This window comes from Mumia sp. Pv4-285, from assembly GCF_041320275.1.
GTDB lineage: Bacteria > Actinomycetota > Actinomycetes > Propionibacteriales > Nocardioidaceae > Mumia > Mumia qirimensis.
In genome coordinates this window covers 4463835-4490340 of sequence record NZ_CP162023.1, presented here as the reverse complement: position 1 = coordinate 4490340, position 26506 = coordinate 4463835, and the positions used below count along the sequence as shown (strand labels likewise).

At 72.3% G+C, this 26506-nt stretch carries 24 protein-coding genes; 15 read left to right on the top strand and 9 right to left on the bottom strand.

Annotation, left to right across the window (positions count from 1 at the left end):
- Window positions 1–176: 176 nt before the first annotated feature.
- A complete protein-coding gene (locus AB3M34_RS21385; protein ID WP_370616879.1) occupies window positions 177–4844 on the bottom strand; it encodes a family 78 glycoside hydrolase catalytic domain in 4668 nt (1555 codons plus the stop codon).
- Window positions 4845–4994: 150 nt separating this feature from the next.
- Between AB3M34_RS21385 and AB3M34_RS21380 the strand changes: the two genes are divergently transcribed.
- The 3 genes from AB3M34_RS21380 to sigJ all read left to right on the top strand — a co-directional run bounded on the left by AB3M34_RS21380 (window position 4995) and on the right by sigJ (window position 7801).
- Complete coding sequence (locus AB3M34_RS21380; protein WP_370616878.1) at window positions 4995–6023, top strand: sigma-70 family RNA polymerase sigma factor; 1029 nt, start codon at window positions 4995–4997, stop codon at window positions 6021–6023.
- Between the two features lie 90 nt (window positions 6024–6113).
- Window positions 6114–6893: an SDR family oxidoreductase gene (locus tag AB3M34_RS21375; protein ID WP_370616877.1), complete on the top strand. Its 780-nt coding sequence runs from the start codon at window positions 6114–6116 to the stop codon at window positions 6891–6893.
- On the top strand, window positions 6854–7801 hold the full coding sequence (gene sigJ, locus AB3M34_RS21370; RefSeq protein ID WP_370616876.1) for an RNA polymerase sigma factor SigJ: 948 nt from the start codon (window positions 6854–6856) through the stop codon (window positions 7799–7801). Before AB3M34_RS21375 ends, sigJ begins: the two co-directional genes overlap by 40 nt.
- Before the next feature lie 58 nt (window positions 7802–7859).
- Here sigJ and AB3M34_RS21365 read toward each other — a convergent pair whose 3' ends face one another.
- On the bottom strand, window positions 7860–8348 hold the full coding sequence (locus AB3M34_RS21365) for a hypothetical protein (RefSeq protein ID WP_370616875.1): 489 nt from the start codon (window positions 8346–8348) through the stop codon (window positions 7860–7862).
- 102 nt (window positions 8349–8450) lie between these two features.
- On the opposite strand from AB3M34_RS21365, the gene AB3M34_RS21360 reads away from it, so the two are divergent.
- Window positions 8451–9053, top strand: a complete 603-nt coding sequence (locus tag AB3M34_RS21360; RefSeq protein ID WP_370616874.1) for a TetR/AcrR family transcriptional regulator — start codon at window positions 8451–8453, stop codon at window positions 9051–9053.
- A 3-nt stretch (window positions 9054–9056) separates the two neighbouring features.
- Here AB3M34_RS21360 and AB3M34_RS21355 read toward each other — a convergent pair whose 3' ends face one another.
- On the bottom strand, window positions 9057–10049 hold the full coding sequence (locus tag AB3M34_RS21355; RefSeq protein ID WP_370616873.1) for a DMT family transporter: 993 nt from the start codon (window positions 10047–10049) through the stop codon (window positions 9057–9059).
- Between the two features lie 140 nt (window positions 10050–10189).
- Between AB3M34_RS21355 and nhaA the strand changes: the two genes are divergently transcribed.
- The gene (gene nhaA, locus AB3M34_RS21350) at window positions 10190–11590 is read left to right on the top strand and encodes a Na+/H+ antiporter NhaA (protein ID WP_370616872.1); all 1401 of its coding nucleotides are present in this window, start codon (window positions 10190–10192) and stop codon (window positions 11588–11590) included.
- Here nhaA and AB3M34_RS21345 read toward each other — a convergent pair.
- Window positions 11555–12145 carry a DsbA family protein gene (locus AB3M34_RS21345; RefSeq protein WP_370616871.1) on the bottom strand — a complete coding sequence of 197 codons (591 nt, stop codon included), beginning with the start codon at window positions 12143–12145 and terminating at the stop codon, window positions 11555–11557. The two genes, nhaA and AB3M34_RS21345, sit on opposite strands and share 36 nt — an antisense overlap.
- 92 nt (window positions 12146–12237) lie before the next feature.
- Between AB3M34_RS21345 and AB3M34_RS21340 the strand changes: the two genes are divergently transcribed.
- The gene (locus tag AB3M34_RS21340; protein ID WP_370616870.1) at window positions 12238–12588 is read left to right on the top strand and encodes a UBP-type zinc finger domain-containing protein; all 351 of its coding nucleotides are present in this window, start codon (window positions 12238–12240) and stop codon (window positions 12586–12588) included.
- Between the two features lie 667 nt (window positions 12589–13255).
- Here the strand turns inward: AB3M34_RS21340 and AB3M34_RS21335 are convergent.
- The gene (locus AB3M34_RS21335) at window positions 13256–14116 is read right to left on the bottom strand and encodes a class I SAM-dependent methyltransferase (RefSeq protein WP_370616869.1); all 861 of its coding nucleotides are present in this window, start codon (window positions 14114–14116) and stop codon (window positions 13256–13258) included.
- Between the two features lie 132 nt (window positions 14117–14248).
- Here AB3M34_RS21335 and AB3M34_RS21330 point away from each other — a divergent pair, with 132 nt between their 5' ends.
- From AB3M34_RS21330 to AB3M34_RS21320, 3 genes are read left to right on the top strand one after another with little or no spacing between them, the layout of a single operon-like run.
- Window positions 14249–14941, top strand: a complete 693-nt coding sequence (locus AB3M34_RS21330) for a winged helix-turn-helix transcriptional regulator (protein WP_370616868.1) — start codon at window positions 14249–14251, stop codon at window positions 14939–14941.
- Window positions 14942–14945: 4 nt separating this feature from the next.
- Window positions 14946–15785 carry a PhzF family phenazine biosynthesis protein gene (locus AB3M34_RS21325; protein ID WP_370616867.1) on the top strand — a complete coding sequence of 280 codons (840 nt, stop codon included), beginning with the start codon at window positions 14946–14948 and terminating at the stop codon, window positions 15783–15785.
- Window positions 15782–17185, top strand: coding sequence for an NAD(P)/FAD-dependent oxidoreductase (locus AB3M34_RS21320; protein WP_370616866.1), 1404 nt, complete (start codon window positions 15782–15784; stop codon window positions 17183–17185). The genes AB3M34_RS21325 and AB3M34_RS21320 overlap by 4 nt, the downstream gene beginning before the upstream one ends.
- On the opposite strand, the gene AB3M34_RS21315 is transcribed toward AB3M34_RS21320, so the two are convergent.
- Complete coding sequence (locus AB3M34_RS21315) at window positions 17098–17616, bottom strand: hypothetical protein (RefSeq protein ID WP_370616865.1); 519 nt, start codon at window positions 17614–17616, stop codon at window positions 17098–17100. The two genes, AB3M34_RS21320 and AB3M34_RS21315, sit on opposite strands and share 88 nt — an antisense overlap.
- A gap of 57 nt (window positions 17617–17673) precedes the next feature.
- On the bottom strand, window positions 17674–18603 hold the full coding sequence (locus tag AB3M34_RS21310; RefSeq protein ID WP_370616864.1) for a DNA-3-methyladenine glycosylase family protein: 930 nt from the start codon (window positions 18601–18603) through the stop codon (window positions 17674–17676).
- 147 nt (window positions 18604–18750) lie between these two features.
- On the opposite strand from AB3M34_RS21310, the gene gluQRS reads away from it, so the two are divergent.
- The 6 genes from gluQRS (at window position 18751) to AB3M34_RS21280 (ending at window position 24402) form a co-directional block, all read left to right on the top strand.
- A complete protein-coding gene (gene gluQRS / locus AB3M34_RS21305) occupies window positions 18751–19641 on the top strand; it encodes a tRNA glutamyl-Q(34) synthetase GluQRS (RefSeq protein WP_370616863.1) in 891 nt (296 codons plus the stop codon).
- A gap of 9 nt (window positions 19642–19650) precedes the next feature.
- The gene (locus AB3M34_RS21300; protein ID WP_370616862.1) at window positions 19651–20205 is read left to right on the top strand and encodes a hypothetical protein; all 555 of its coding nucleotides are present in this window, start codon (window positions 19651–19653) and stop codon (window positions 20203–20205) included.
- Between the two features lie 93 nt (window positions 20206–20298).
- The gene (locus tag AB3M34_RS21295; RefSeq protein ID WP_370620091.1) at window positions 20299–21765 is read left to right on the top strand and encodes an NAD-dependent succinate-semialdehyde dehydrogenase; all 1467 of its coding nucleotides are present in this window, start codon (window positions 20299–20301) and stop codon (window positions 21763–21765) included.
- A 109-nt stretch (window positions 21766–21874) separates the two neighbouring features.
- Window positions 21875–22582 carry a DUF998 domain-containing protein gene (locus AB3M34_RS21290; protein WP_370616861.1) on the top strand — a complete coding sequence of 236 codons (708 nt, stop codon included), beginning with the start codon at window positions 21875–21877 and terminating at the stop codon, window positions 22580–22582.
- A gap of 49 nt (window positions 22583–22631) precedes the next feature.
- Window positions 22632–23003 (top strand): YciI family protein, encoded by a 372-nt coding sequence (locus tag AB3M34_RS21285; protein ID WP_370616860.1) that lies wholly within the window; start codon window positions 22632–22634, stop codon window positions 23001–23003.
- A 112-nt stretch (window positions 23004–23115) separates the two neighbouring features.
- The gene (locus tag AB3M34_RS21280; RefSeq protein WP_370616859.1) at window positions 23116–24402 is read left to right on the top strand and encodes an RNA polymerase sigma factor; all 1287 of its coding nucleotides are present in this window, start codon (window positions 23116–23118) and stop codon (window positions 24400–24402) included.
- Here the strand turns inward: AB3M34_RS21280 and AB3M34_RS21275 are convergent.
- Both AB3M34_RS21275 and AB3M34_RS21270 read right to left on the bottom strand, forming a co-directional pair.
- Complete coding sequence (locus AB3M34_RS21275; RefSeq protein WP_370616858.1) at window positions 24399–24836, bottom strand: SRPBCC family protein; 438 nt, start codon at window positions 24834–24836, stop codon at window positions 24399–24401. The two genes, AB3M34_RS21280 and AB3M34_RS21275, sit on opposite strands and share 4 nt — an antisense overlap.
- Window positions 24833–26479 carry a phytoene desaturase family protein gene (locus AB3M34_RS21270; protein ID WP_370616857.1) on the bottom strand — a complete coding sequence of 549 codons (1647 nt, stop codon included), beginning with the start codon at window positions 26477–26479 and terminating at the stop codon, window positions 24833–24835. Before AB3M34_RS21270 ends, AB3M34_RS21275 begins: the two co-directional genes overlap by 4 nt.
- Window positions 26480–26506 lie beyond the last annotated feature (27 nt).

Sequence of the window (26506 nt, the reverse complement as noted above, 5' to 3'; positions counted from 1 at the left end):
GTTTCAATCGACCGTAAGGTGATCCCGGTCACGTGACCAGCGATGTGTCCGCATCCGGCCACGGAGAGCCGCGATCCTCAGCCGCGCCTTTGCGTTGGCCCCCACGCAGACGTGCTGTCCCACCGCAACGTTGCGGTGGGACAGCACGTCTTCAGTGGGCCCAACGGAAAGGGCCGCTACGACACCGGCACCGACCAGACGTCGGCGATCGACGGGTCGTAGTCGGCCCCCGTGTCCTGGAAGCGGACCCGCACGGTCCCGTCGGCCGTCAGGTCCGGCCGGTCGACGAGGACCTGGTAGACCTGCTTGCCCGCACCCGACTCCGTACGGCGTGCGTCGTGCGAGTGCACCACGACACCGTCGACCACGATGTCGTACGTCTTGCGCCGCGGGCCGTCGTACGTCTCGACCGCGCGGAGCACGAACGCCTCACCGGCCGGGACGGCGAGATCCATCTCGAACCATCCGCCCGGGTACGACGAGTGCGTGTAGCGCCGCGTGAGCCCGGCCTCGACGTTGGTGCCCGAGCTCGGTGACGCCGTGAGCCGGTGCGCCTGCTCCGAGGAGGCGAGGCCGACGTCCACGTGGTCGACCGCACCCTCCGGCGGGGTCGCCAGCGTGACGTCCAGGCTCGCGGTGGCCCGCTGCGACTCGACGTCACCGGTGGACGCCGTCAGTGCCAGCGCACCGGCTGTGACCGTCGTCGGCACGACCACCGTCACCGGCACCTCGCGCGTCGCGCCCGCCGGCACCGAGTACGCCACCGGCGCGGGCGACAGGGTGCCGTCCGGACCGGCGACGGTCAGCTCGCCCGACGCCGTCCGTGTGCTGTGGTTGCGCACCACCGCGGTGACCGTCACCTGGTCGCCGGCCGTGGCCGACGTCGGGGCGACGCTCGCCGAGTCGATCGTGAGGGTCGGCGAGACGACGAGGTCGGCGGCGACGGGGAGCGTCGCCCTGCCCCAGCTCTGGCGGTACGAGACCGTGCCGCTCAGCGTCGAGGTGCCGACCGGCGTCCCTTCGGGAACCGTCACGTCGTACAGGTGCGTCACCGTCCTGCCGGCCCCGACCGAGCCCGGACGCTCGCCGACCGGTTTCACGGTCCAGCCGGCTGCCGACGTCAGCGTGCTGGCGACGTTGGGCAGCACCTTGCTGCCCGTGTTCTCCAGCGTGACCGCGACCCGCACGGTGTCACCCGCGAGGTGGATGGTCCCTTGCGGCTCGGCCTTGGCGACCGCGCCGACGATGATGCCCGAGGCCGCCGACAGGTCGGCGTCGATGCGCGCGAGCGTGGCCTTCAGCGCCTCGGCGGTCGGCTTGTCGACGAGTCGAAGGACCCTCTGGAGGTCGACCCACAGCTCCAGGGCCGACACCGTGGCGAGCGCCCGGTGCGTACCGGCGGTCGCTCCGTCGCGGTCACCCGCAGCCTGCGCGGCACGGGCCTGCTCGACCTGACGGTCGAGCGTCGCGACCTCGCCCTGGAGGTGACGCTTGAGGAGGGTCGAGATCAGGCCGCGGGTGGCGAGGGCGTCGACCTGTCCGGCGAGGGCGTCGACCCCGGCCGCCGCCTCGCCGAGCTCGCCCAGCGCCCGGTCGATGCCGAAGCGGTAGTCGCCCGACCCGATCTCGTAGACGGCGTGCCCGTCGCTCATCTCCACGAACCGGACACCCTCGGCCGACTCGGCCGGCGCGCCGCCCTCGGTGACCGCCCAGCGGTTCGGCGCCGGGACCCGGACCTGTGCGGTGGCGTTGGCCGGCACCGAGACCTCGAGGTCGACACCGCCCGCGATCTTCTTCCACGCGCTGCGGACCGTGCCGTAGCGGGTCCCGAGCGCGTACGTCGCGTGGTCGATGCCGTCGCCCGGCTCCGGTGCGACCAGGATCTTGGCGTAGCCCGGCTCGAGCGCGGAGACGCCGGCCATCGTGCGGTACATCCACTCGCCCACCGCGCCGTACGCGTAGTGGTTGAACGAGTTCATGCCCACGTCGTTGAACGAGCCGTCAGGGTTGATCGAGTTCCAGCGCTCCCAGATCGTGGTCGCGCCCTTGCCGATCTCGTACCCCCACGAGGGGTAGTCCTCGTTCTGCAGCAGCCGGTACGCGATGTCGGTGCGGCCTGCCTTCGTGAGCGCGGGCAGGAGGCCGTCGACGCCGAGGAACCCGGTCGACAGGTGGTAGTCGCGACGCTCGAGCGTCTCCACGAACTGGTCGACGACCTTGTCCCGCGCCCCGGCGGGCGCGAGGTCGTTCATCAGCGTGAGGATGTACGAGGTCTGGCTGTCGCCCTTGACCGTGCCGTCCGCGCCGATGAACGCGTCCTGGTACGCGGCGCGGATCGCCTCGTACCGCGCCTCGTACGCCGCCGCGTCCGCGTCGTTGCCGACCGCCTCGGCCATCTGGGCGAACTCCCGCGTGCTCTTCGCGACGAACGCGGTGTCCAGCACGTCGGCCGGGGTGGCGTCGTCCAGGTTGAGCCAGTCGAGGTAGCCGCCGGCCGACCGGATGTGGTTCGTCGAGTCGGCGTCGAGGAAGTCGACGTACCGCTTCATCATCGTGTAGTTGTCACGGATCACCTGCGTGTCGCCGTACGCCTGCCAGAGCGTCCACGGCACGTGCACGCCGGCGTCCATCCATCCCGCCGACTCGTACCCGCCGTCGAACCGGCCCGGGACGATCGGCGCGACACCCGGGAGCGATCCGTTGGCGCGCTGGGTGTCGCGCAGGTCCTGCAACCACTTGTCGAGGAACGTCTGCGCGTCCATGTCGTAGACCGCGGTCCGGGCGAACACGTTGATGTCGCCGGTCCACCCCATCCGCTCGTCACGCGCGGGGGTGTCGGTCGGGATCGACAGGAAGTTGCCGCGCATGCCCCACACGATGTTGCGGTGGAGCTGGTTCACGAGCGCCGACGAGGTGTCGAGCTCGGAGGTGAGCTCGCCGTCGGTGCCGACCACGACACCGACGAGGTCGTCGGCGTCGGGTGCCTCGTCCACACCGCTGATCTCGACGTAGCGGAACCCGTGGAACGTGAAAGCCGGCTCCCAGGTCTCGGGACCGTCCGAGCCGAGCGTGTAGTAGTCGGTGGCCTTCGCGCTCCGCAGGTTCGCGGTGTAGAGGGTGCCGTCGGGGTTGAGGACCTCGCCGTGGCGGATCTTGACGGTGTCTCCCTCGTCGCCGTCCAGCGTGACGCGGACGTGGCCGACCATGTTCTGGCCGAGGTCGTAGAGGTAGACGCCGTCGGTCGGGGAGTCGATGCGCCTCGCGTCCGTGAGCTCCTGGGTGACGCGCACCGGAGGCGCGGTCTGCGGCTCGAGCGTGCTGACGGTCTCGTCCCGCGTGACCACGTCCGACCAGCCGTCCGCCTCGTACGACGGCTCGTCCCAGGCGCCGAGCTCATCGGCCCGGCGCTGGTCGTACGACTCGCCGTCGAGGAGGTCGGCCTCACGGACGGGACCGTCGGTGGTGCTCCACGAACCGTCGGTCGAGACCGTTGCCGAGGTGCCGTCGGCGTAGTCGACCTGCAGCTGGGCGATCAGCGAGGTGTCGGTGCCGTACGTGTTGGGACCGAACATCGCGATCTTGCCCGTGTACCAGCCGCGCGACAGCTCGGCGCCGAGCGCGTTGCCGCCCGAGCGGACCAGGTCCGTCACGTCGTACGTCTGGTAGTCGATGCGCTTGTCGTACGCGGTCCAGCCGGGCGCCAGCTCGTGGTCGCCGACGCGCTCGCCGTTGAGGTGGAGCCGGTAGACGCCGCGGGCGGAGGCGTAGACGCGGGCGCGGGCGACCTCCTTGTCCGCGAGGTCGAACTCCTTGCGCAGCAGCGGCACCGGGTCGTCGCGGCGCAGCCAGGCCTCGGGCCCGGCCGAGTCGACCGTGAGCGACCCGTTCGCGACGGTGCCGGCGGCGAAGGTGCGGTCCCCGGTGTCGAAGGTCGTGTCGACGAGCGTGCTGCCGTCCTTGGAGGTCACGACGACGTCGTGGACGCGGCCGGTCTCCGGGTTGCTCGTGCGGAATCCCATCGACCCGGCGCCGGTGAACGTGGAGTCGGTGCGCTCGTCCAGCACGGTGCCGTCGACGGAGGTACGGATCGTCGTGCCGTCGACCTCGATGCGGTAGCGGTGCTCGGCGGCGAAGTCGAAGCCTGCCGGGAACGCCTTCGCCGGGAGGGTCCGGTACGCGCCGTCCTTGACGTGCGGCCGCAGCGACTTCTCGGCCTGGCTGATCTGCCACATGTAGGCGTGCTCGGTGTCGCGGCCGCGGAAGTAGACCCCCAGCGCGCCGGAGATCTTGGAGGCGGTGAACTCGACCGCGTAGTCCTTCCAGGCCGGGCCGAGCTCGGGCCGCGGTGCGCCGACCCAGGACGCCTCCCACTCCGAGGCGCTCAGCAGCCCGGTCTCGAACGTGGCTGGGTCGCTCCACGCCGAGGCGGTCCCCTCGTCGTCCCACGCGCGGACGGACCAGACGTAGCCGGTGCGGGAGGTCAGCGCGGGACCGGCGTACGGGACCTCGACGGAGCGGCGCGACTCGACCTTGCCGCTGTCCCAGACGTCGGGGTCGGACAGGCGGGAGGCGCTGGTGGCGACGCGGACCTGGTACGCGGACTGCGTGACTCCGCGCCGGTCGGCGGTGATCTGCCAGCTCAGGCGCGGGGCAGCCGCGCCGATCCCGAGCGGGTTCTCGGTGCTGTTGGCCCGCAGGGTCCCGACGGTCGGCGGGTCCGCGGCGGTCACGGCGGACACCGCGGCGGGACCGGCTGCTACGGCCGGCAGGGTTGCGGGCGCCTGGATACCGATCAGGACCGCGCCGGCGGCCATGAGGGCAAGAGCGCGAGGTCGGACGACCACGATGACTCCTTCGCTGGGCAAGGAAGTTTGAACGTTTCAAAAGAGGTGATCAGATCGAATGTAGAGTGACCTGCGTCACGTCGCCAGAGATGTGTCCGCTTCCGGCCAGCCCGGAGGCCGCCGACAACGCCGTTGTCGGAGAACTGTCTGATGCGTACGGTTTCCTGGTGGGGTGGCAGTGATGCGCTGCCACGGACGGAGGGCAAGATGACGGCGGTTGCCACGACCGAGCTCGACATCGAGGCGCACCGGCGCGAGCTGACCGGCTACTGCTACCGGATGCTCGGCTCGGCGTTCGACGCCGAGGACGCGGTGCAGGAGACGATGGTCCGCGCCTGGCGCAGCCTCGACAAGTTCGAGGGCCGGTCCTCGCTGCGTTCCTGGCTCTACCGCATCGCGACCAACGTCTGCATGGACTCGCTCGGGTCGGGTCAGCGGCGCGCCCGCCCCATGGACCTCTCCGCCACGGCGTGGCAGCCCGTCGTCGACTCACTCGCCGCGCAGCGCGCCAACGAGTCGTGGATGGAACCCATGACCGACGAGCGCATCCTCCCCGACTCCGCCGACCCGGCCGACGTCGCGGTCGGTCGCGAGTCCATCCGGCTCGCCTTCGTGGCGGCGCTGCAATACCTCCCGCCCCGTCAACGCGTGGTGCTCGTCCTGCGCGAGGTGCTGCGGTGGAAGGCGGCCGAGGTCGCCGACCTCCTCGACACGTCGGTCGCCTCGGTCAACAGCGCCCTGCAACGCGCCCGGGCGACCCTGAGCAGCGTCCAGACGGAGTCCGGCGACGCCTACGACCCGCTCGACGCCGAGCAGCAGGAGCTCCTCGAGAAGTACGTCGCCGCCTTCGAGGCGTACGACATCGACACCTTCGTGTCGCTGTTGCGTGAGGACGCTACGCAGAGCATGCCGCCGTTCGAGATGTGGCTCCAGGGGCGCGACGACATCCGCGCCTGGATGCTCGGGCCGGGCGAGGAGTGCCGGGGCTCGCGGATGGTCCCGATCATCGCCAACGGTGCGCCTGGGCTCGCCCAGTGGCGGCCCACGCCGGACGGCGGCTACCTGCCGTGGGCGGTGTACGTCCTCGACGTGAAGGACGGTGCGGTGGCCAACATCTCCGCCTTCCTCGACACGCGGCTGTTCACCCTGCTCGGCCTCCCGGAGTCACCGCCGGACTGATCGTCGCCGCGGGCCCTGTCAGGATGTCACATCGACGAGGGCTACGTCGTCCATGAGGTGAGAGCACACACCAGGACGGAAGGAACGACGATGAGGATCGCAGTCGCCGGAGGCACCGGCATGCTGGGCAGCGCCGCGAGTGCGGCGCTCGAGGCTCGTGGGCACGACGTGCGGGTGCTGAGCAGGCACAGCGCGTTCCCGGTCGATCTGAGCACGGGCGAAGGCCTGACTGCCGCGCTCGAGGGATGCGACGTCGTGGTCGACGCGAGCAACGGCCGATCGGCCAAGGCGGCGCGCGCGGTGCTGGTCGACGGTTCGCGCCGACTGCTCGAGGCGGAGACCGCCGCTGGTGTCGCGCACCACGTCGTGATCTCGATCGTGGGGTGCGACCGGGTCCCGTCCTTCGCCTACTACCAGGCGAAGGTCGCGCAGGAAGGCGTCGTCCGGTCGGGGAGCGTGCCGTGGACGATCCTGCGGGCGACACAGTTCCACCCCTTCCTCGACGCCCTGTTCTCCAATGCGGCCAGGCTCGGCATCCGGCCGTCGGCCGCCGTGCCTGTGGCGCCGGTCGACGTCCGCGACGTCGCCGACACCATCGCCGACGTGGTCGAGGAGGGGCCGGTCGTGGGTGAGGCGGGCGGCCGTACGCTCCAGGTCGTCGGTCCGGAGGTGACGACGCTCCGTGACCTGGGCCGGATCCGTACGGCGCTGACCGGACGCGGCCGCGCCCCGGTGCGCATCCCTCTGTGGGGCGGCGCGCTGCGAGCGGCCAGTGGCGGTGCCCTGGTCGACGAGTCGGCCGACTTCCGCGGGGTGCGCACGTACGAGGCGTGGCTGAAGGAGACGTCGGCGAAGGCCGCACGCCCGTGAGCGAGGGTGAGCCCGGCGCGTACGCCGACGCCCTGGCGGACCGCTTCGAGGAGCAACGCCGCCATCTCGAGCATGTCGCCTACGCCGTGACCGGGTCGAGGGCAGCGGCGGAGGACTGCGTCCAGGAGTCGTGGCTGCGGCTTCAGCGCGTCGACCCCGGTGGGATCCGCGACCTCCGGGCGTGGCTGACCACGACTGTCGGGCATCTCGCGCTCGACCAGCTCGGGAGCGCGCAGGCGCGCCGTGAGCACTACGTCGGGACCTGGCTGCCCGAGCCCGTGGTGGAGCCGCTCGTGCCGGGGGTCGCGACAGCGGCTGCTGATCCCGCCGACCGGATCACGCTCGACGAGTCGCTCAGCGTGGCGCTGCTGGTCGTGCTCGAGCGGCTGTCGCCGGCGCAGCGGGTCGCGTACCTGCTCCACGACGTGTTCGGGATGCCGTTCGACGAGGTCGCGGAGGTCGTCGGACGCAGCCCGTCCGCCGTCCGCCAGCTCGCCTCGCGCGCCCGCAAGGACGTGCGCGACCACCAGCCGCGTGCTCGGGCGTCCGTTCCGGAGCAGCGCGAGGTCGTCGACGCGTTCGTCGCCGCCTGCAGCGGTGGGGACCTCGGGGCGCTCGTCTCGGTCCTCGACCCCGCCGTCGTCCTCCGCTCGGACGGGGGCGGCAAGGTGTCGGCGCTGCGCGGGGTCCAGCGGGGCGCGGATCAGGTCGCCCGCGTGCTTCTCGGGTTCCTCCGCAAACCGCCCCTGGAGATGCGGCCGGTGCTCGTCAACGGGTCGTACGGGGTGCTCGCCCGGGACTGGGCGGGCGTGCTGTCAGTGGTGTCGTTCGTGGTGTCGGACGGTCACGTCGTGGCCATCGACATCGTGCGCAACCCCGACAAGCTCGCGGGTCTCGACGAAGCCTGACCGCCGCCGCGCTGGAGGGAGGAGGGGCACGGCGGCGGCCAGGAGCGGGTGGTCGGGCTCAGTGCGCGATCAGCAGTGCGCGAGCGCGGCGCAGGCCGGAGCAGGCGGGACGGCGCCCGCGGCGTCGCTCTGCGGGGACCGTCGCCCAGGTCGACGGCAGGTCGACGCCGACCGTCCGGCGCGTACGCCGGGCGTGGAGGGCGTGCGCCTGGACGACCGTAGGGTGCGACGCATAGGTGTCGAGCAGCAGCGCGAGACCGGGGAGGGTGCGGCTGACGCCGGCCCACAGGGTGTCGATCGCGGCCTGGTCGCCGTATCCGCCGTGCTCGAGAACGGCGTCGAGCCGGGCGTCGAACGTCCGCATCCAGACGGCGTGAGCCTCGTGGAGCAGGGAGTCGAGCGAGCCGAACGTCTCCGAGCGGGCGCGGCGCACGGCGTCCTGCAGCGCAGTCGGGTCGTTCGTGATCGTGGTGGTGAGGGCGTGGAGCGCGCGCTGGCGGCTGGTGGTGTGCTCCCACGCGGAGCGGTCGATCGTCGAGGTGGTCATCGGGTTGTCCTCTCGTACCGGGTCCTCGATCCCCGACAGACGCGGTGCTGGTGACCTGCGTCCTGTCGGTCACATACACAGTGTATGTCTTATGCTTGGAGTATGCCAGTCCCACGGAGTCGCCGCGAGCAGTACTCGGAGGAGACTCGTGAGGCGTTGCTCACGACGGCGACCCGGATCTTCGTCGAGCGCGGCTACGTCGGGACGGCGCTGTCCGAGGTGGCCTCGGCGGCGCAGGTGACCCGCGGTGCGGTCTACCACCACTTCAAGGACAAGCAGGACCTCTACCGCGCGGTTCTCGAGCGCACGGAGACCGAGGCCCTCGCAGCGATCAGCGACGCGTACCTCGTCCACGAGGACCCGGTCGCCGGCGCGTTCGCCGCCATGAACGCGTTCCTCGACCACGCGATGGACACCGACTATGCCGAGATCGCGCTCCGGCAGGGCCCGATCGCGCTCGGCTGGGAGGAGTGGAAGCGGTGCGAGGAGCAGTACGCCGCGGGCCTGGTGGAAGAGATCGTGACCGCGCTCGTGTCGGCCGGCCGGATTCCGCCGCTCCCGATCGCGACCGCCGCGTCGATCACGTTCACCATGCTGGGCGGCTGCGGCATGACGATCGCTGCCGCGGCACCGGCGGACCGTGCTCGCGTCAAGGACGAGTGCACGGAGGTCCTCGTACGCCTCATCGGCGGGCTGGTCGTCTGACGATCAGCTCCGTACGCGGCGTCGCATGCGCGTGATCGCCACGCCGACGAGGCAGAGCGTCCCGCCGACCAGGCCGAGCGCGGTGGGTACCTCGTCGAGGAGGAGCCACGACAGGCCGATGGCGATCGCGGGGACGAGATAGGTGGTCGCGCTCGCGGGACCGGCGCCGACTCTCCGCAGCGCGTAGGCCCAGGTGGTGAACGCGAGCGCCGTCGGGCCGAGCCCGAGGTAGACCACGCCGAGGATCGCACCCGCCGAGGCGTCCTGCGTCTCGGCGACCAGCTGGCCCACGAACGGCAGGCAGGTCACGACACCGATGACGCACCCGAGCCACGTCACCAGCAGCGGGCTCACCGTCCCCATGACGGGCTTCTGGAGGAGGACTCCCGCGGCGTACAGCACGGCCGCCAGCACGCAGAGCAGGACGCCGACGAGGTCGTTGCTCGCACCCTCGCCGCCGAGCGCGATCAGCGTCACGCCGGAGAAGCTCACTGCGAGCCCGAGCACCAGGGTCCGCGGGAAGCCCTCGCCCAGGAGGATGCCAGCGATCACCGCGATGATGATCGGCCCGAGCTGGATGAGCATCGCCGCCGTCCCCGCGTCGACGTGCTGCTCGCCGGCATTGAGGGCGACGTTGTAGGCGCCGAACCACAGCACGCCGTAGCCGACGATCTGCCACAGGGTGCGTCCGCGGGGGATCGGCTCCCAGCGGCCGCCCGCGACCGTGCCGCCGCCGACCGTTCCGTCCGACGCCGTCCTGCGTCCGATCACGCTGCGCCCCACCAAGAAGGCGGACAGCGCGAGGGCCGCGACGGCCAGGCGGCCCAGCGAGAGGGCGCCGGGCGAGTACGTGTCGCCGATCGCACGGATGCCGACGAACGCCGACGCCCAGAGCAGGACGGTCACGCCGAGCGCAGCGAAGGAGAGGTCGCGGGCGACCGGAGCGGTGGTGTCGTCGGTCGGCGTGCTGCCGGAGCGGTTCGTGCGGAGGGTCACCCGCTCGACGATACGGAGCCGGTGGCGGGGCACGCCACGCGATTCTCGCCGCCCGCCGCACGGATCGTGCCACGCGCGGTGTGAGGTGGAACCGTGACGTCGACGGCGCCGAACCCAGGAGACTCTGCGAGAGTTGGCGCGTGACGGATCCGATCCCGACCGGGGTGCCCAGCCAGCCCGGCCCCCGACCACGGGTGGTCGTCCCGTACCCCCGCCTCTCGCCAGGGCTGCGCCGCTACTTCGCGACCGAGGGCGGCGGCGCCACCCTCCTCCTCGCGGCGTCCGCGGCGGCGCTGATCTGGGCGAACGTCGCCTCGGGGTCGTACGAGCACTTCTGGGAGACGCCGGTCAACCTGTCCGTCGGCGACTGGCACCTCGACCTGTCCCTGCACCACTGGGTGAACGACGGGTTGATGGCGATCTTCTTCCTCGTCGTCGGCGTCGAGGTGAACCGTGAGCTGACGGTCGGCGAGCTGCGCAGCTTCCGGGCCGCGTCGGTGCCGCTGTTCGGAGCGATCGGCGGTCTCGCCGTGCCGATCGGGCTCTACCTCCTGGTGAACCCGTCCGGCCCTGACGCGTCCGGCTGGGGCGTCCCGATGTCGACCGACACGGCGTTCGTCATCGGTGTGCTCGCGCTGGTCGGACCACGGTGCCCCGACCAGCTGCGCGTCTTCCTGCTGACGCTCGCGATCTTCGACGACATCGGTGCCATCGCGCTGCTCGCGCTGTACTCCGACGACCTGTCGGTCAAGGCGCTGCTGCTCGCGGCCGCGCTGGTCGTGCTGCTGTTCGTGATGCGGTGGGTGGGCGTCTGGCAGATCCCCCCGTACCTGTTCGTGGGCGTCGCCCTGTGGGTGGCCGTCCTCGAGTCCGGCCTCCACCCGACCCTCGCCGGTGTCGTGGTCGGTCTGTCCGTGCCCACGGCGCGGCGAGGGCACGACGACGAGATCCGCCGCTACCTCGGGTGGTACGGCCGTGCGCTGATCGAGGAGCTCGACTCCTCGCGCGCACGGCTCGCGGTCAGCGCGACCCGGTCAGCGATCCCCACCAGTGACCGTCTGCTCGACGGCTTGCACCCGCTCAGCTCGTACGCCGTGGTTCCGCTGTTCGGACTGGCGAACGCCGGTGTGGTCCTCACCGGCGGAGCGCTCAGCGATGCGCTCAGCAGTCCCGTCACCCTCGGCGTGGTCCTCGGCCTGCTCGTCGGCAAGGTCGTGGGCGTCACGGCGGGTGCCGCGATCGCGCTGCGCACCGGGATCGGCACGCTGCCCGGCCGGGTCCGCTACGGCCACCTCGTCGGCGGGGCGTTCCTGTGCGGCATCGGCTTCACGATCGCGCTGTTCGTCTCCGAGCTCGCGTTCCCCGACGAGGCGCTGCGCAACGAGGCGAAGGTCGGCATCCTCATCGGCTCGCTGCTCGCGGCCCTCGCGGGTGCGCTCGTGCTGCGGTACTTCGGCGAACGCCTGCCCCTGTGCTCGACGGACGAGGACGAGGGACCACCGCCGCTACCGGACGGACCTTGGTACGCCCCTGCGGCGTGAGAGGCCGACCGCCTCGCGGAGATCGCGGACGGTGACGCCGTCGGTGTACGGGTCGCCGTCGATGAACAGCGTCGGCGTCCCGTGGACGCCGGCCTCGACCCCCTCGGCGTAGTCGGCGCGAACCGCCGGCGCGTACTTCTGCGCGGCCTCGCCGACGAGCTTGCTGGTGTCGAGGTCGAGCTGCTCGCCGTACCGGATGATCGAGGCGTCGTCGAGGTGCGCCTGGTGCTTGAACATCAGGCCCGCCATCGGCCAGAAGGCGCCCTGGTGCCCCGCGGCCTCAGCGGCGAGCGCAGCGGTCAGCGCGAAGGGGTGCACCGTGTAGAGCGGGAAGTGGCGCCACACCCAGCGGACGTTGCCGTCGGAGCCCTCGATCAGCTCGTGCAGGACGGGCTTCGCCGCGCCGCAGTAGGGACACTCGAAGTCGCCGAACTCGACGATCGTCACCGGCGCCTCGGGATTGCCGTACGACCAGCGCTCGGCGAAGTCTCCGTCGTGCCCGTCGCCTCGCAGGAGGCTCTTGCGGCGTTCGTCCAGGTCCTCGTCGGCGGCCATGGACCCATGGTGGCACGCGCTTCGGCATGTGGGCTCGCGACGCCCGTCGTAGCCTGACCAGACCACGGCAACCAGCGGAGGGAGGACCCGAGATGACCGACGGGATCGACGTGACGGTGCCGCCGAGCGGACCGACGTGCGAGGAGTGCGAGACCTCCGAGCCGCAGGGATGGTGGTTCCACCTGAGACGGTGCGCCCAGTGCGGCCACGTCGGCTGCTGCGACTCCTCGCCGGGCGCGCACGGGACGGCGCACTGGAAGGCGACGGGGCACCGCTACATGCAGTCGTTCGAGCCGGGAGAGGACTGGTTCTACGACTTCGAGGAGGAGACGATCCTGACCGGGCCCGAGCTGGCCCCACCCTCGTCGCACCCCACCGACCAGCCTGCCCCGGGGCCCGCCGGTCGTGTGCCGCCCGACTGGATGGCGCACGTCCCGAGGTGAGCTCCGCCCCTCGGTTCGTCGAGGCGCGAAGCGATCGAGACCGGGTCTCGATCCTCCGCTGGCGCTCCGGCCTCGACCAGCGGGGTTGTGCTCCGTGGCTCCCGCTGAGCGTTCCGCCCGCTCCGTTGGTCGGGGCGCGAAGCGATCGAGACTGGGTCTCGATCGTCCGCTGGCGCTCCGGCCTCGACCAGCGGGGGGTGTGCTCCGTGGCTCCCGCTGAGCGTTCCGCCCGCTCCGTTGGTCGGGGCGCGAAGCGATCGAGACTGGGTCTCGATCGTCCGCTGGCGCTCCGGCCTCGACCAGCGGGGGTGTGCTCCGTGGCTCCCGCTGACCGTTCCGCCCGTCCGTTGGTCGGGGCGCGAAGCGATCGAGACCGGGTCTCGATCCTCCGCTGGCGCTCCGGCCTCGACCAGCGGGGGTGAGCTCCGCCCCTCGGCTGGTCGAGGCGCGAAGCGATCGAGACCGGGTCTCGATCCTCCGCTGGCGCTCCGGCCTCGACCAGCGGGTGTGAGGCCCGCCCCTCGGCTGGTCGAGGCGCGAAGCGATCGAGACCGGGTCTCGATCCTCCGCTGGCGCTCCGGCCTCGACCAGCGGGTGTGAGGCTCGCCGTACGAGAGCCCGATCTTCGGAGCGAGCCCGTTCGAGGCGATGGTCGGCCGCGCGGCGGTCAGCTGACGCCCGAGACGACGAGCATCTCGCACGGGCCGACGAAGCCGTCCGGCCCTTCGAACTCCCGCAGAGCCTCCGCGATCTCCTGCCAGGCGGCGTCGCGCTCGGCAGGACCGACCTTGGCGAGCATCTGGTGGAGCGCTCCGAACGACTCCCGTTCGAACTGCACGCACTCAGCGGCGCTCGCCATCCGGACCGGGGACGGGACCCGGGTGACCGTGACGTCCCGCAGACCGGCAGCGGTGAACACGGCTTCCGCAGCGCCGGGTGCGCCGAGGCTGAACGGGCCCGGCTGGCCCGGGAGCGGCGGCGGCAGCTGGGCGACGCGGCGGATGATGCCGACCGGGATCGCGAAGAAGCCGTTGACGTCCGCCGCCGCGTACACGACCGCCGACACCCGCCCGCCGGGCCGCAGCGCGCGGCGCATCGAGGCGAGGGCGGCCTGCTGGTCGGGGAAGTAGATCAGGCCGACGCGCGAGACGACGGCGTCGTACGCACCGGGTTCGACGGCGGACAGGTCCTCGCCGTCGGCCTCGAGGGTGCTGACGTTGTCCAGTCCTGCGTCGCGGGCGGCGCGCGCGGCGTGCTCCAGGATCGCCGGAGACACGTCGGTGGCAAGGACGTGGCCGGTCGGGCCGACCCGTCGCGCAGCGGCGAGCGTCTGCCCACCTGCGCCCGCGGCGACGTCGAGGACGCGGTCCCCGGTGCTGATCGCGGCGTCGTCGAGCATCACCTCGGTGGCGGCGCCGAGCCACTCCTCGATCCTGGGCCCCCAGCGGTTCCACGCCTCGGCGGCCTCCTCCCACTGGGTACGGGTCGTCCGCTTGTACGCGTCGGCGTCGAAGGTCGTCGTGGTCATGGGTTCTCCTCGGTTGGCTGGGGTGGTCTCCACGACAGCAGGGCCGGCAGGTCGCTCCTAGTGCACGAACGGGACCAGGCCGGTACAGGTTCAGTACTAGTCGCGCGGCGAGACCGGGACGAGAGTGGAGACGTGCCCGACTACAACCAGTACTGCCCGGTCGCTCTCGCCAGCGAGGTGCTCGCCGACCGGTGGACGCCGCTGATCGCACGAGAGCTGGTGCTGGGCAGCTCCCGGTTCAACGACATCGCGCGGGCGTTGCCCGGCATCTCCCGCACGCTCCTGCTCCGCCGGCTGCGGCACCTGGAGCAGTGCGGTGTGCTCGACCGGGTGCCGGTGAAGGGCGGCCACCAGTACGAGCTGACCGACGCCGGCCGTGATCTCGAGGCCGTCATCATGGCGTTCGGCGAGTGGGCGGTGCGCTGGATGTTCGCCGAGCCGGAACCCCGTCAGGTCGAGCCCGTGACCCTGACGTGGTGGATGTCGCGGCGTCTCGACCTCGAGCGTCTCCCCGCAGGTCGGCGCGTGGTGGTCGAGTTCGACTACACCGGACCGGAGCCCACGAGGATCTGGCTCGTCCTCGACCGTGGCGAGCCGTCGGTCTGCACCAGCCACCCCGGGTTCGACACCGACGTCGTCGTGACCGCCGAGCCGGTCGCGCTGATGCGGGTGTTCTCCGGGATCGTGTCGCTCCGTACGGCACGTGCGACCGGCCAGGTGGTGCTCGTGGGTCCACCCTGGCTGCTCCGGCAGCTTCCGGGCTGGTTCCTGTGGAGCCCGTTCGCGCCCGCCGTGCGGGCGCAGCTGCAGCCCGGACTAGCGTGACCTCATGCCCGAGGTTCTTCGCTACACCGCGTTCTCCGACGACCCCGCCGGCGGCAACCCGGCCGGTGTCGTGCTCGACGCCGCAGGCCTGACCGACCGCGAGATGCTCGCGACCGCCGCGGAGGTCGGCTACTCCGAGACAGCCTTCCTGGTCCCGCGCGACGGCGAGGCGCGGACGTACGACGTCCGCTACTTCGCGCCCGAGGCCGAGGTGGCGTTCTGCGGGCACGCCACCGTCGCGAGCGGCGTCGCGCTGGCCGAGCACGTCGGTCCGGGGCCGCTCACCTTCCGGACGCCGGCCGGCACCATCGAGGTCGACACCGTGGAGCAGGACGGCCGCCTGTGGGCGACCCTGACGAGCGTCGAGCCCGAGATCGTCCCCGCCGACGTGACGCTCGTGGCCGAGGTGCTCGCGGCGCTCGGGTGGACGCGCGACGACCTCGACCCGCGCTACCCGCTGTCGTGCGCGAACGCCGGCGTCTGGCACCTGGTGCTCGTCACCCGCACGCGCGAGCGGCTGGCGACGCTGTCGTACGACTTCGACCGGCTGCGCGACCTGATGCAGAGGGCCCACCTCACCACGCTGCAGCTGGTGTGGCCCGACCACTACGGCACGTACCAGTCCCGCAACCCGTTCCCGGTCGGCGGAGTCGTCGAGGATCCCGCCACCGGGGCCGCGGCGGCTGCGTTCGGCGCGTACCTCGCGCACCACGGCCTCGTCGCCCCCGACGCCGCGTTCTCGATCGAGCAGGGGGTCGACATGGGCCGGCCGAGCCTGATCCACGTCGCCCTGAGCGCCGACACGCCACGGGTGCGCGTCAGCGGGAAGGCCGTGCCGCTGTGACCGCGCAGCCACGTGTCAACGGGCGTATCTCGTACTGGATGAGCGCGCTCGGCCGCACCTCGCCCACGCGTGCGGCCCTGGCGGGCGACCACCAGGTCGACGTCGCGATCGTCGGCGGCGGCTACACGGGACTGTGGACGGCCTACTACCTGGCGAAGGCCGACCCGAGCCTGCGGATCGCGGTGCTCGAGCGGCAGATGTGCGGGTACGGAGCCTCCGGCCGCAACGGCGGTTGGCTGACGGCGGCGATGGCCGGGTCGCCGGAGGTGTACGCGAAGGCGGGCGGACGCGACGGCGTCGTCGCGCTCGGTGACGCGATGAAGGCGACGGTCGACGAGGTGATCGCCGTCGCCGCCGCGGAAGGCATCGACGCCGACGTCGTCAAGGGCGGCGAGCTGACCGTGGCGTGCAGTCGCGCCCAGGACGAGCGGCTGCGCGCCGACCACGCGTACGCCGAGTCGTGGGGCGACCACGACCACCAGCTCCTCGATGCTGCCGGCGTCGCGGCACGGGTAGCGGTCGCCGACGCGGTCAGCGGGATGTGGACCCCTCACTGCGCCCGGATCAACCCGGCCAAGCTGGTGACAGGACTCGCCGACGCCGTCGAGCGGCTCGGTGTTGAGATCTCCGAGGGCACGGAAGTCACCGCGGTCGAACCCGGGGCCGTACGCGTCCGCGCGACCGCCGGCGGCGCAGGCGCGACCGTGCGTGCCTCGTACGTGGTGCGTGCGACCGAGGGCTTCACGGCGGGGCTGCCCGGACTGCGGCGGGCGTGGCTCCCGATGAACTCGGCGATGATCGTCACCGAGCCGCTGGGCTCGGCGGTGTGGGACGAGATCGGGTGGTCCGGCTACGACACGGTCGGTGACCAGGCCCACGCGTACATGTACGCCCAGCGGACGGCCGACAACCGGATCGCCATCGGCGGGCGCGGCGTCCCGTACCGCTACGGCTCACGCACCGACCACGACGGCAGCACGCAGGCGGCCACCGTCGACAGCCTCCGCGACGTGCTGGCGCGTCGGTTCCCCGCCGCGCGGGGCGCGCGGATCGACCATGCGTGGGCGGGTGTGCTGGGCGTCCCGCGCGACTGGTGCGCGGCGGTCACGCTCGACCGGACGACCGGCCTGGCCGCTGCCGGGGGATACACCGGCCACGGCGTCGCCACGACGAATCTCGCCGGCCGCACCCTCCGCGACCTCGTCCTCGGCGAGGACACCGCGCTCACCGCGCTCCCGTGGGTCGGCCACCGCACGCGCCGGTGGGAGCCCGAGCCGTTGCGGTGGCTGGGGGTGCAGGCGATGTACGCCGCCTACCGCGCGGCAGACCGGCGCGAGGACAGCCGTGGCGGGCCGACCTCCTGGATCGCACGAGCAGCCGACCTGGTCAGCGGAAGGTGACGCGAGGGCTGCTCGCCCCCGGCTGCGCGCAGGGCTGCCGCGTCGCGGCGGCCCAGGGCGAGCCCGACCGCGGCGCACGCCCAGGCACCGACAGCCAGACCAGGCGTCAGGACTACGAGGTCGTCGCGCAGCAGGAGCGCGTCGGCGTCTCCGGCGGCGATCGCGCTCGACGCCCACTGCCAGACCACGCAGACGACAGCGGTGACGAGGACGACGGCGAACCACATCGGGTACGGCCGCGACTTCTCGAGGCGGCCGTCGCGGAGCGCCAACGAGCCGGCCGTCGCGAACCACAGCGCCGTGGTCGCGACCGCTGATGCGATCGTCGCATCCGGAGTGCCGCCTGCCAGCAGCCCGATCACTCTTCCGAGAACGATCCAGACTGCCGCCAGGACGACAACCCTGAATGCGACGTCCCCCGAACGCCGCATGCGTCCATCATCACCCCGATCCGAGCCGCCGGCAGAAAGACACCAAAGTCGGAGGACTCAGCGCCGTCGGTGGTCCATGCGCGTGATGCGCGGGCCCCGGCGTGGCCGACTGAGGGCGCCGTCGGCGTACAGCAGCCGGATGACCCGACCTCGGTGCCCCCGCCAGGGCTCGAGGATCTCCAGCATCCTGTCGTCGTCGGCGGGCTTGCCGTCGAACGCCCAGCCGACGTCCTTCGCGAGGTTGTAGTCGCCCACGGACACGGCATCCGGGTCGCCGAGCCGCTGGAGGACCTCCGCCGCCGTCCACACCCCGACACCGGGCAGCGACCGCAAGCCGGCGCTCACCTCGGCGTACGAGCGGTCGACCAGGCGCTGGACGGCCGGCGCCCGCTGCGCGGCCGCGACGATCGTGCGCGACCGCCCCGGATCGACGCCGGCGCGGTGCCACGCCCACGAGGGGAGTGCTCGCCACTCCTCGGCAGCGAGCGGGACCCACATCGGGACCGGCGTCGGGCCGGGAGCGGCCTCGCCGTGGGTACGGAGCAGGCGCCGCCACGAGGCGTACGCGTCGACGCCGGGCACCCGCTGCTCGATGATCGCCGGCACGAGCGTCTCGAAGACCCGCCGCTGTCGGGGGAGGCGGAGACCGGGATGGCGGGCGAGCGCCCGCGCCACGAGCGGGATGCGCGGCTCGAAGCCGGACCACTCGTCGTCACCTCCGACGAGGGCCGGTGCCTCGGCCACCAGCTCGTCGGCGCCGTCGCCCCAGGCCTCGACACGGAGCTCGACGTCGGCTGTGCTGACGCGGTACGTGACGGCTCCGCTCGGCATCCGGCTCGTCCGCCAGACCGCGCCGTCGGTCGACACGTGGTGGGCCGGGTCGTACGGGCCCTTGCCGAGGGCGCCGAGAGTCCGGCGTACGTCGACCGGCCCCGCCGGGCGCCACGTGCGGGTGGCGTCCGGCCGGTCGGTGCGGGTGGAGGTCACCTCTCGATCGTGGCACGCCGCACCGACGCTCCGGCGGCGTGTGGGCTGAGTCACGCTCCGGCAGCGTCGCTGTCGTGGCCGCGCGTCGCTGCGTAGGATTCCGGTCTCGGAGCGGGGTGCGCCCGCTCCCCGGCGCGAGGCGGTGACATGTTCGGCCGGTACGCCCCGAGCCCGTCGGGTGACCTGCACGTCGGCAACCTCCGTACGGCCCTCCTCGCCTGGATGTTCGCCCGGTCCAGCGGGCGCGGCTTCCGGATGCGGGTCGAGGACCTCGACCGCGTGCGCCCCGGCGCGCAGGAGCAGCAGCTCGCGGACCTGGCTGCGCTCGGCATCGACTGGGACCGTCCCGTCGTCCTCCAGTCGCAGCGCCGGACGGTCTACGACGACGCCGTGTCGCGGCTCGTCGCCCGCGGGCTCACGTACGAGTGCTTCTGCACGCGCCGCGAGATCGCCGATGCCGCGTCGGCGCCCCACGGGGTCCCCGGTCACTACCCCGGGACCTGCCGACGGCTGACCGAGGCGCAGCGGGCCGAACGTCGCGCCGAGCGGCCGGCCGCGCTCCGGCTCGCCGCCGGGGTCGACCAGTTCACCGTGCGCGACCTGCTCCACGGCACGTACACGGGACCGGTGGACGACCTCGTCCTCGTGCGCAACGACGGCGTCCCCGCGTACAACCTCGCGGTGGTCGTCGACGACGCCGAGATGGACGTCGACCAGGTGGTGCGCGGCGACGACCTGCTCGCGTCGGCGCCTCGCCAGGCGTACCTCGCGACGCTGCTGGGCACCGTGCCTCCGCACTACGCGCACGTGGCGCTGGCGGTCAACGGTCTCGGCAAGCGGCTCGCGAAGCGCGACGGCGCCGTGACCCTCGGTGACCTGCGCGCGCTCGGATGGAGCCAGGCCGACGTCGTCGCCGCGATCGCCGACTCGCTCGGGATGGCCGCCCGCGACGCGGCGGGGATGCTCGCGGAGTTCGATCCGGCCGCGCTGCCTCGTACGCCGTGGGTGTTCGCGCCTCCCGAGCCGGTCGCTGGTTGACTCGGTGGCGTGCTCGACGCCTACTTCCGCGAGACCCCGCTGTCCGGGGTCGGCGTCGTGCTCGCCCTCCTCGCCGCGACGTTCTTCGCAGCCCTGGCGGTGCGGCGGGGGTGGGCGGCGCCGCTGCGGGTGTGGCTGTACGCCGCCGCGTTGGGGTCGTACGTCGCCGTCACGATGGTGCCCGGTGCGTTCGAGGAGGGCTGGCGCTGGCGGAGCCCCCTCGGCCTGCACGTCGACGCGCCACTGTGGGACGCGTTCGTTGCAGGCACCGACTCCCGGTCGCTCAACGTCTGGATCGGGGTCCCGCTCGGCGCCGCCGCCGTGCTGCTCGCGCTCGACCTGCGTCGCTCGTGGCCGGCGCTCGTCGTCCTCGTCGTGCCGTGGGTCGCGGAGTGGTGGCAGGCGGTGATGCCGACCGCCCGCGACGGGCTCTCGGGAGAGGACCTGGGCGACAACCTCTACGGGATCGCCGTCGGCGCGGTGCTCGGGCTGCTGCTCCACGTCGCCCTGGTGTGGGCGGAACGACGATGGGGCTCGAACGCTGCCGAATCGAACGACGTGTAAGCACGGGGGTTGAGGGGGCGACACTTCGCGCATAGTGTCCCGAACGTGGGGAACGAGATCATCGACGCGTTCGCCACCTACGAGGAGGTCGTCATGTCTGCGCAGGGTCGTGAAGCTGAGGTCGTCGCCGGGGTTCGTCCCCAGCTCTTCATCGGAGGGGCGTGGCGTGACGCAGAGGGTGGCAAGACCTTCACGGTCGAGGACCCGTCCACCGGCAACCCGCTCGTCCAGGTCGCGGACGCGTCGGTGGCCGACGGCGCTGCTGCGCTCGACGCCGCTGTCGCAGCCCAGGCCGACTGGGCGAAGACCGCTCCGCGCGACCGCGGAGAGATCCTCCGCAAGGCGTTCGAGCTGATCACCGAGCGCACCGACGACCTCGCGCTGCTGATGACGCTCGAGATGGGCAAGCCGCTGTCGGAGTCGAAGGCCGAGATCGCCTACGGCGCCGAGTTCTTCCGGTGGTTCTCCGAGGAGGCCGTCCGCATCGCCGGCCGCTACGCGGTCGCTCCCAACGGCGCCACCCGCCTGCTCACGCTGAAGCAGCCGGTTGGTCCGTGCCTGATGATCACCCCGTGGAACTTCCCGCTCGCCATGGGCACCCGCAAGATCGGTCCGGCGATCGCCGCGGGCTGCACGATGGTCGTGAAGCCCGCCGCCCTCACACCGCTCACGATGCTCGCGCTCGCCGACATCCTCGTCGAGGCGGGGCTGCCCGAGGGCGTCCTGAACGTCGTCACGACCACCTCGACCGGTGAGGTGATGGAGCCGCTGATCCGCGACCCGCGCCTGCGCAAGCTCACCTTCACCGGCTCCACGCCGGTCGGTCAGAAGCTCATCGAGCAGAGTGCCGAGGGCATCCTCCGTGTCTCGATGGAGCTCGGCGGCAACGCGCCGTTCCTGGTCTTCGAGGACGCCGACCTCGACAAGGCCGTCGACGGCGCCATGCTCGCCAAGATGCGCAACATCGGTGAGGCGTGCACCGCCGCCAACCGCTTCCTCGTCCACGAGTCGGTCGCTGACGCGTTCTCGCAGAAGCTCGCCGAGCGGATGGGTGCGATGTCGATCGGCCGCGGCTCCGAGGACGGCGTGCAGGTGGGCCCGCTCGTCGAGGAGAAGGCCCGCGCGAAGGTCGCCGAGCTCGTCGCCGACGCCGTCGACTCGGGAGCCACTGTCTTGACCGGCGGCGAGGTCCCGGACGGTCCGGGTTACTTCTACCCGCCGACGGTGCTCACCGGTGTGACGCCCGACGCGCAGGTCTTCCGCGAGGAGATCTTCGGGCCGGTCGCCCCTGTCTTCACGTTCTCCTCCGACGAGGAGGCGCTCGAGCTGGCCAACGACACCGAGTACGGACTCGTCGCGTACGCGTTCACGCAGAGCCTCGAGCGCGCGATCCGGGTGTACGAAGGGCTCGACACCGGCATGGTCGGCATCAACCAGGGCGTCGTCTCCAACCCGGCCGCCCCGTTCGGCGGCGTGAAGGCGTCCGGCTTCGGGCGCGAAGGCGGCGATGAGGGCATCGACGAGTACCTCGAGGTCAAGTACGTGGGGCTCGCGCTGTAGGTCTCGAGAAAGAAACTTCTGCGGTCGTGTAGAAACCGGTCGCCGTCGTTCGTGGAGGTCGTGAGAGGCCGACGCACACGGCGGCGGCCGAGCACCGCAGGAGCTCACGATGACCACTACGCACCCCACCCTCAGCACCCGCCGCACCGCCGACGCTCGCACCACGTGCGACCTGGCGACCCGGGTCACGAAGTCCCTCCTCGGGTACGGCGTCCTCGCCGGGCCCTTCTACGTGACCGTGGCACTCACCCAGGCCTTCACCCGTGACGGCTTCGACCCGACCGTGCACCAGTGGAGCATGCTCGCCCTGGGCAGCCACGGTTGGATCCAGACCGTCAACTTCGTCCTCACCGGGCTCATGGTCGTCGCCTTCGCGGTCGGCCTGCGCCGGGCGCTCACCCCGGGTCGCGGCTCGCGCTGGGCTCCGCGCCTCGTGGCGACGTACGGCATCTCGATGGTGGCCGCGGCCGTCTTCCGCGCCGATGCGGCCTACGGGTTCCCGGTCGGCACCCCGGACGGTCCCGGGCAGGTCTCCTGGCACGGCATGCTGCACCTCCTCGCGGGGAGCATCGGGTTCACCGCGCTCGCCGTCGCGTGCTTCGTGATGGCGGCTCGCTACGCCGCCGACGGTCGTCGCGGGTGGGCGGTCGGGTCGCGCATCGTGGGAGTCGCGTTCCTGGCCGGGTTCGGCGCGGTCGCCGTCGGCGCGGGTGCGGTCGCCGCGAACCTCGCCTTCACCGCAGCCGTCGTGACGGTCTTCGGCTGGGTCGCCGCGGTCGCGGTGGACCAGTACCGTTCGGCCGACACTCCGTCCTGACGCCAACCAACCAGCACGAGACCGACCATCACAGACCAAGGAGACGATCATGCGCTACCTCATCCTTCTCGACGGAACCCCGCCCGAGGGCCCGCCGCCGCCCGAGCTGATGGAGGCCATCTCGGTGCTCGGCGCCGAGGCGACCAGCTCCGGAGCGATGCTCGACACCGCAGGGCTCGCACCCAGCGCGTTCGGAGCCCGCGTCGACCTCACCGGCGGCGCGATCACGGTCGCCGACGGGCCCTTCGCCGAGGCCAAGGAGCTCATCAGCTACGCGCTGTACGAGGTCCGGAGCAAGGAGGAGGCGGTCGAGTGGGCGAACCGCTTCCTCCAGGTGCACCAGCAGCACTGGCCCGCCTGGGAGGGCGGCGCGCGAGTCCTGAAGCTCTTCGGCCCCGAGGACTTCGCCGCGATGTCGTGACCGCCCCGTCCCCGATTTGTGCAGTTCCTCAAGCTTTCTCGCTCCGAGAACCTTGACGAATCGCACAAATCGGGGACGAGGCGCGCGCGGGGCATGTGCTTGGATCGTCGGGATGGTGGACGGGGCGGGTACGGCGCAGCGGGCGATCGAGGCGGTCTGGCGGATCGAGGCCGGCCGCCTGGTCGCCGGGCTCGCGCGTGTGACCGGAGACGTGGGTCTCGCCGAGGAGCTCGCCCAGGACGCTCTCGTGGTCGCGCTGGAGCAGTGGCCCGTGAGCGGCATCCCTCCGAACCCTGCCGGATGGCTGATGACCACCGCGAAGAACCGCGGCATCGATGCGGCGCGGCGCCGCGGGACGTACCAGCGCAAGCTCGAGGAGATCGGCCGCGACCAGGAGCTCTCCACCGGCGGTCGCGGTGACGACCTCGAGGACGCGCTCGACGACGACATCGGGGACGACCTCCTGCGGCTCCTGTTCACCGCGTGCCATCCCGTGCTGTCCGTCGAGTCTCGGGTCGCGCTCACGCTCCGCTGCCTCGGCGGCCTGACGACGAGCGAGATCGCGAGGGGCTTCCTGATCCCCGAGAAGACGGCGGGCCAGCGCATCTCGCGCGCCAAGAAGACGCTCACCGACAACGGGGTCGTCTTCGCGATGCCGGACGCCGCCGAGCGGGCGGCGCGGCTCGGCTCCGTCCTGGAGGTCGTGTACCTGATCTTCAACGAGGGGTACGCCGCGCACGCCGGCGACGACTGGATGCGGCCCGCGCTGTGCCAGGAGGCGCTCCGCCTCGCGCGCCTGCTCGCCACGCTCGTCCCCGACGACCCGGAGGTCCACGGCTTCGCGGCCCTGCTCGAGCTGCAGGCGTCCCGGATCCCCGCGCGCACGACCGCCGACGGCGATCCGGTCCTCCTGCTCGACCAGGACCGGCGTCGATGGGACCGGACGCTGCTTCGCCGAGGTCTCGAGTCCCTCGCCCGTGCGGAGCAGCTCGCGAGTGCTCCCGGCACGGACGCGCCGGCGCTCGGGGCGTACGCGATCCAAGCCGAGATCGCCGCGTGCCACGCGCGTGCCGCGACACCTGCGGAAACCGACTGGCGTCGGATCTCGGCCCTGTACGTATTGCTGCGCCACGCCTGGCCGTCTCCCGTGGTCGAGCTCAACCGCGCCGTGGCCGTCGGGTTCGCCGAGGGGCCGGAGCGTGGGCTCGCCGTCGTGGACGCGATTGCCGGGACGCCCGCGCTCGCCTCGTACCCCCAGCTCCCGGCGGTCCGCGCGGACCTGCTTGCGCGTCTCGGGCGTACGGCGGAGGCCCGTGAGTCGTACGAGGCAGCCGCAGCGCTGTCGGGCAACGCCCGTGAACGCGAGGTCTACGCGGCGAAGGCACGGGCGACGGGCTAGCGGCTGCGGCCCTCCGCCAGGTACGCCAGCCGTCGCAGCGCCTCGCGGTTGCGGGCCTTCAACGCCACTGCCTCCGCGGGCTTCGGGAGCAGCTTGGCGGGGCCGTTGACGGTGTGCTCCTCCATGTCGACCGTCGTCGTGTCACCCTCGTCGTGCAGCGTGAGGCCGACGAAGCCCTCACCGAACGGCCACGCCCGCACGCGCAGCTCGAGCCTCCGTCCGGGTTCGCAGGCGATCACGCTCGTGGTGTCGTCGACGAGCATCGGCCACGACCCGACCGAGTGGTGGATCTCTGCCCCCGGCGCGGGGAACGACGCGTCCACGTGGCGGATGCGCGAGGCACCCACCACCCACGACGCGTACGTCCAGCCGTCGGAGAGGACGGCGAACACCTGGTCCGCGGAGGCGGCGATCTCGCGGGAGACGACGGTCATCGGGGGCTCCTTCTCGAAGGACGTGAGGTTCTGACGCCGCGCGCGCGGGCGACGAGCGGGCGGGTACGGCGGAGGAGGCCGGGCTCGGCGAGGACCGCGCGCGCGGCGTTGGCGCCGGGAGCGCCGTGGACCCCGCCGCCCGGGTGGGCGGACGCCGACGCCAGGAACAGGCCGGGGACCGGGGTCGTGGCGCGGCCGTTGCCCGGGACGGGACGGAAGACGAGCTGCTGGTGGATCGCGGAGGTGCCGCCGTTGATGGCGCCTCCGACGAGGTTCGCGTCGCGTTCCTCGAGATCGTGGGGCCCGAGCGCCCGGCGGGTGACGACCCGGCTCGCCAGGTCGGGCGCGTACGACTCGAGCCGGCGCTGCATGCGGTCGGCGAACCGTTCGACCTCGTCCCGGTCCCACCGTCCGGTGATGCCGTCGCCGCCGGCATCGTGCCGGACGCGCTGTGGGACGTGCGCGTACGCCCACAGCGCCTCGGTCCCTTCCGGTGACCGGGTCGGGTCCGCGGTCGTCATCTGGCCGACGATGAGGAGCGGCTCGGCGGGTACGGCGTACGCGGTGATCTGTGCGGTGGCCTCGGCGATCGCTGAGACGGAGTCGGCGATGTGGACGGTGCCGGGTGCCGTCTCGGGGAACGAGGACCAGGGCACCGGCCCGTCCAGGGCCCAGTCGACCTTGACCGTGCCCGGGTCGAGCTCGAAGGAGCGCATCCGCCGAAGCAGCCGGGCGGGCAGCTCGTCCTCCGCGAGCAGCCCCCCGTACAGCGACGAGGCCACGACGTCGGCGACCACGGCACGTCGGGCGTGGACGACCTCGCCACCGGCGATGCGGACCCCGACCGCACGTCCACCGCGCAGCAGGACGCGGTCCACGCGCGACGACGTGCGGACCTCGCCGCCGAGCGACGTGAAGCGGCTCTCGAGCGCTGCGGCGAGCCGTCCGGCCCCACCGCGTGGCACCGGGAAGCCGACGGTCTGGCCGAGCATCGTCATGAGCAGACCCATGAGTCCGGATCCTGCCGCGTCGGTGGGGATGTCGGCGTGCCCCGCGTTTCCGGCGAGCAGCAGGGCCGCACCCGGTCCACGGAATCCGTCGCGACCAAGGGAGCTCGCGGGCTCCAGCAGCCGGCGTACGTAGTCGAGCCCGCCCACGGACCGCAGCGCCCACAGCGCCCGCGCCCCCGCGCGTACCGGCGGGAACGGCGTGGTCAGGGCGTCGACGATCGCGTCCCCCACGTGGCCCCAGTCGTCGACCCAGGCGCGCCAGCGGTCCCCGTCGCCCGCGCCCAGGGCGTCGAGGGACCGGGCCGTCGCGTCGACGTCGCGGTGCAGGAGCGCCCACTCGCCGTCCGGAAGGGGATGGCCGAGCACGGCCGGGGCATGGCTCCACTCCAGGCCGTACGCCTCCAGCCCGAGTCCTCCGATCGCGTCCGACGCCGCGGCGAGGGGGTAGAACGAGCTGAAGGTGTCGTGGACGTAGTCGGGATGCACGTCGCGGGCGCTGCGGACGGCGCCGCCCACCTCGGCCTGCGCTTCCAGGACGATGACGTCGAGGCCGGCCTCGGCGAGCAGGTTCGCTGCGACGAGCCCGTTCGGTCCGGCTCCCACGACGGCCACGTCGTGCTCGGTCGCGACCACGTCGGCTCCCTCCGAGCTCGCGAGTGT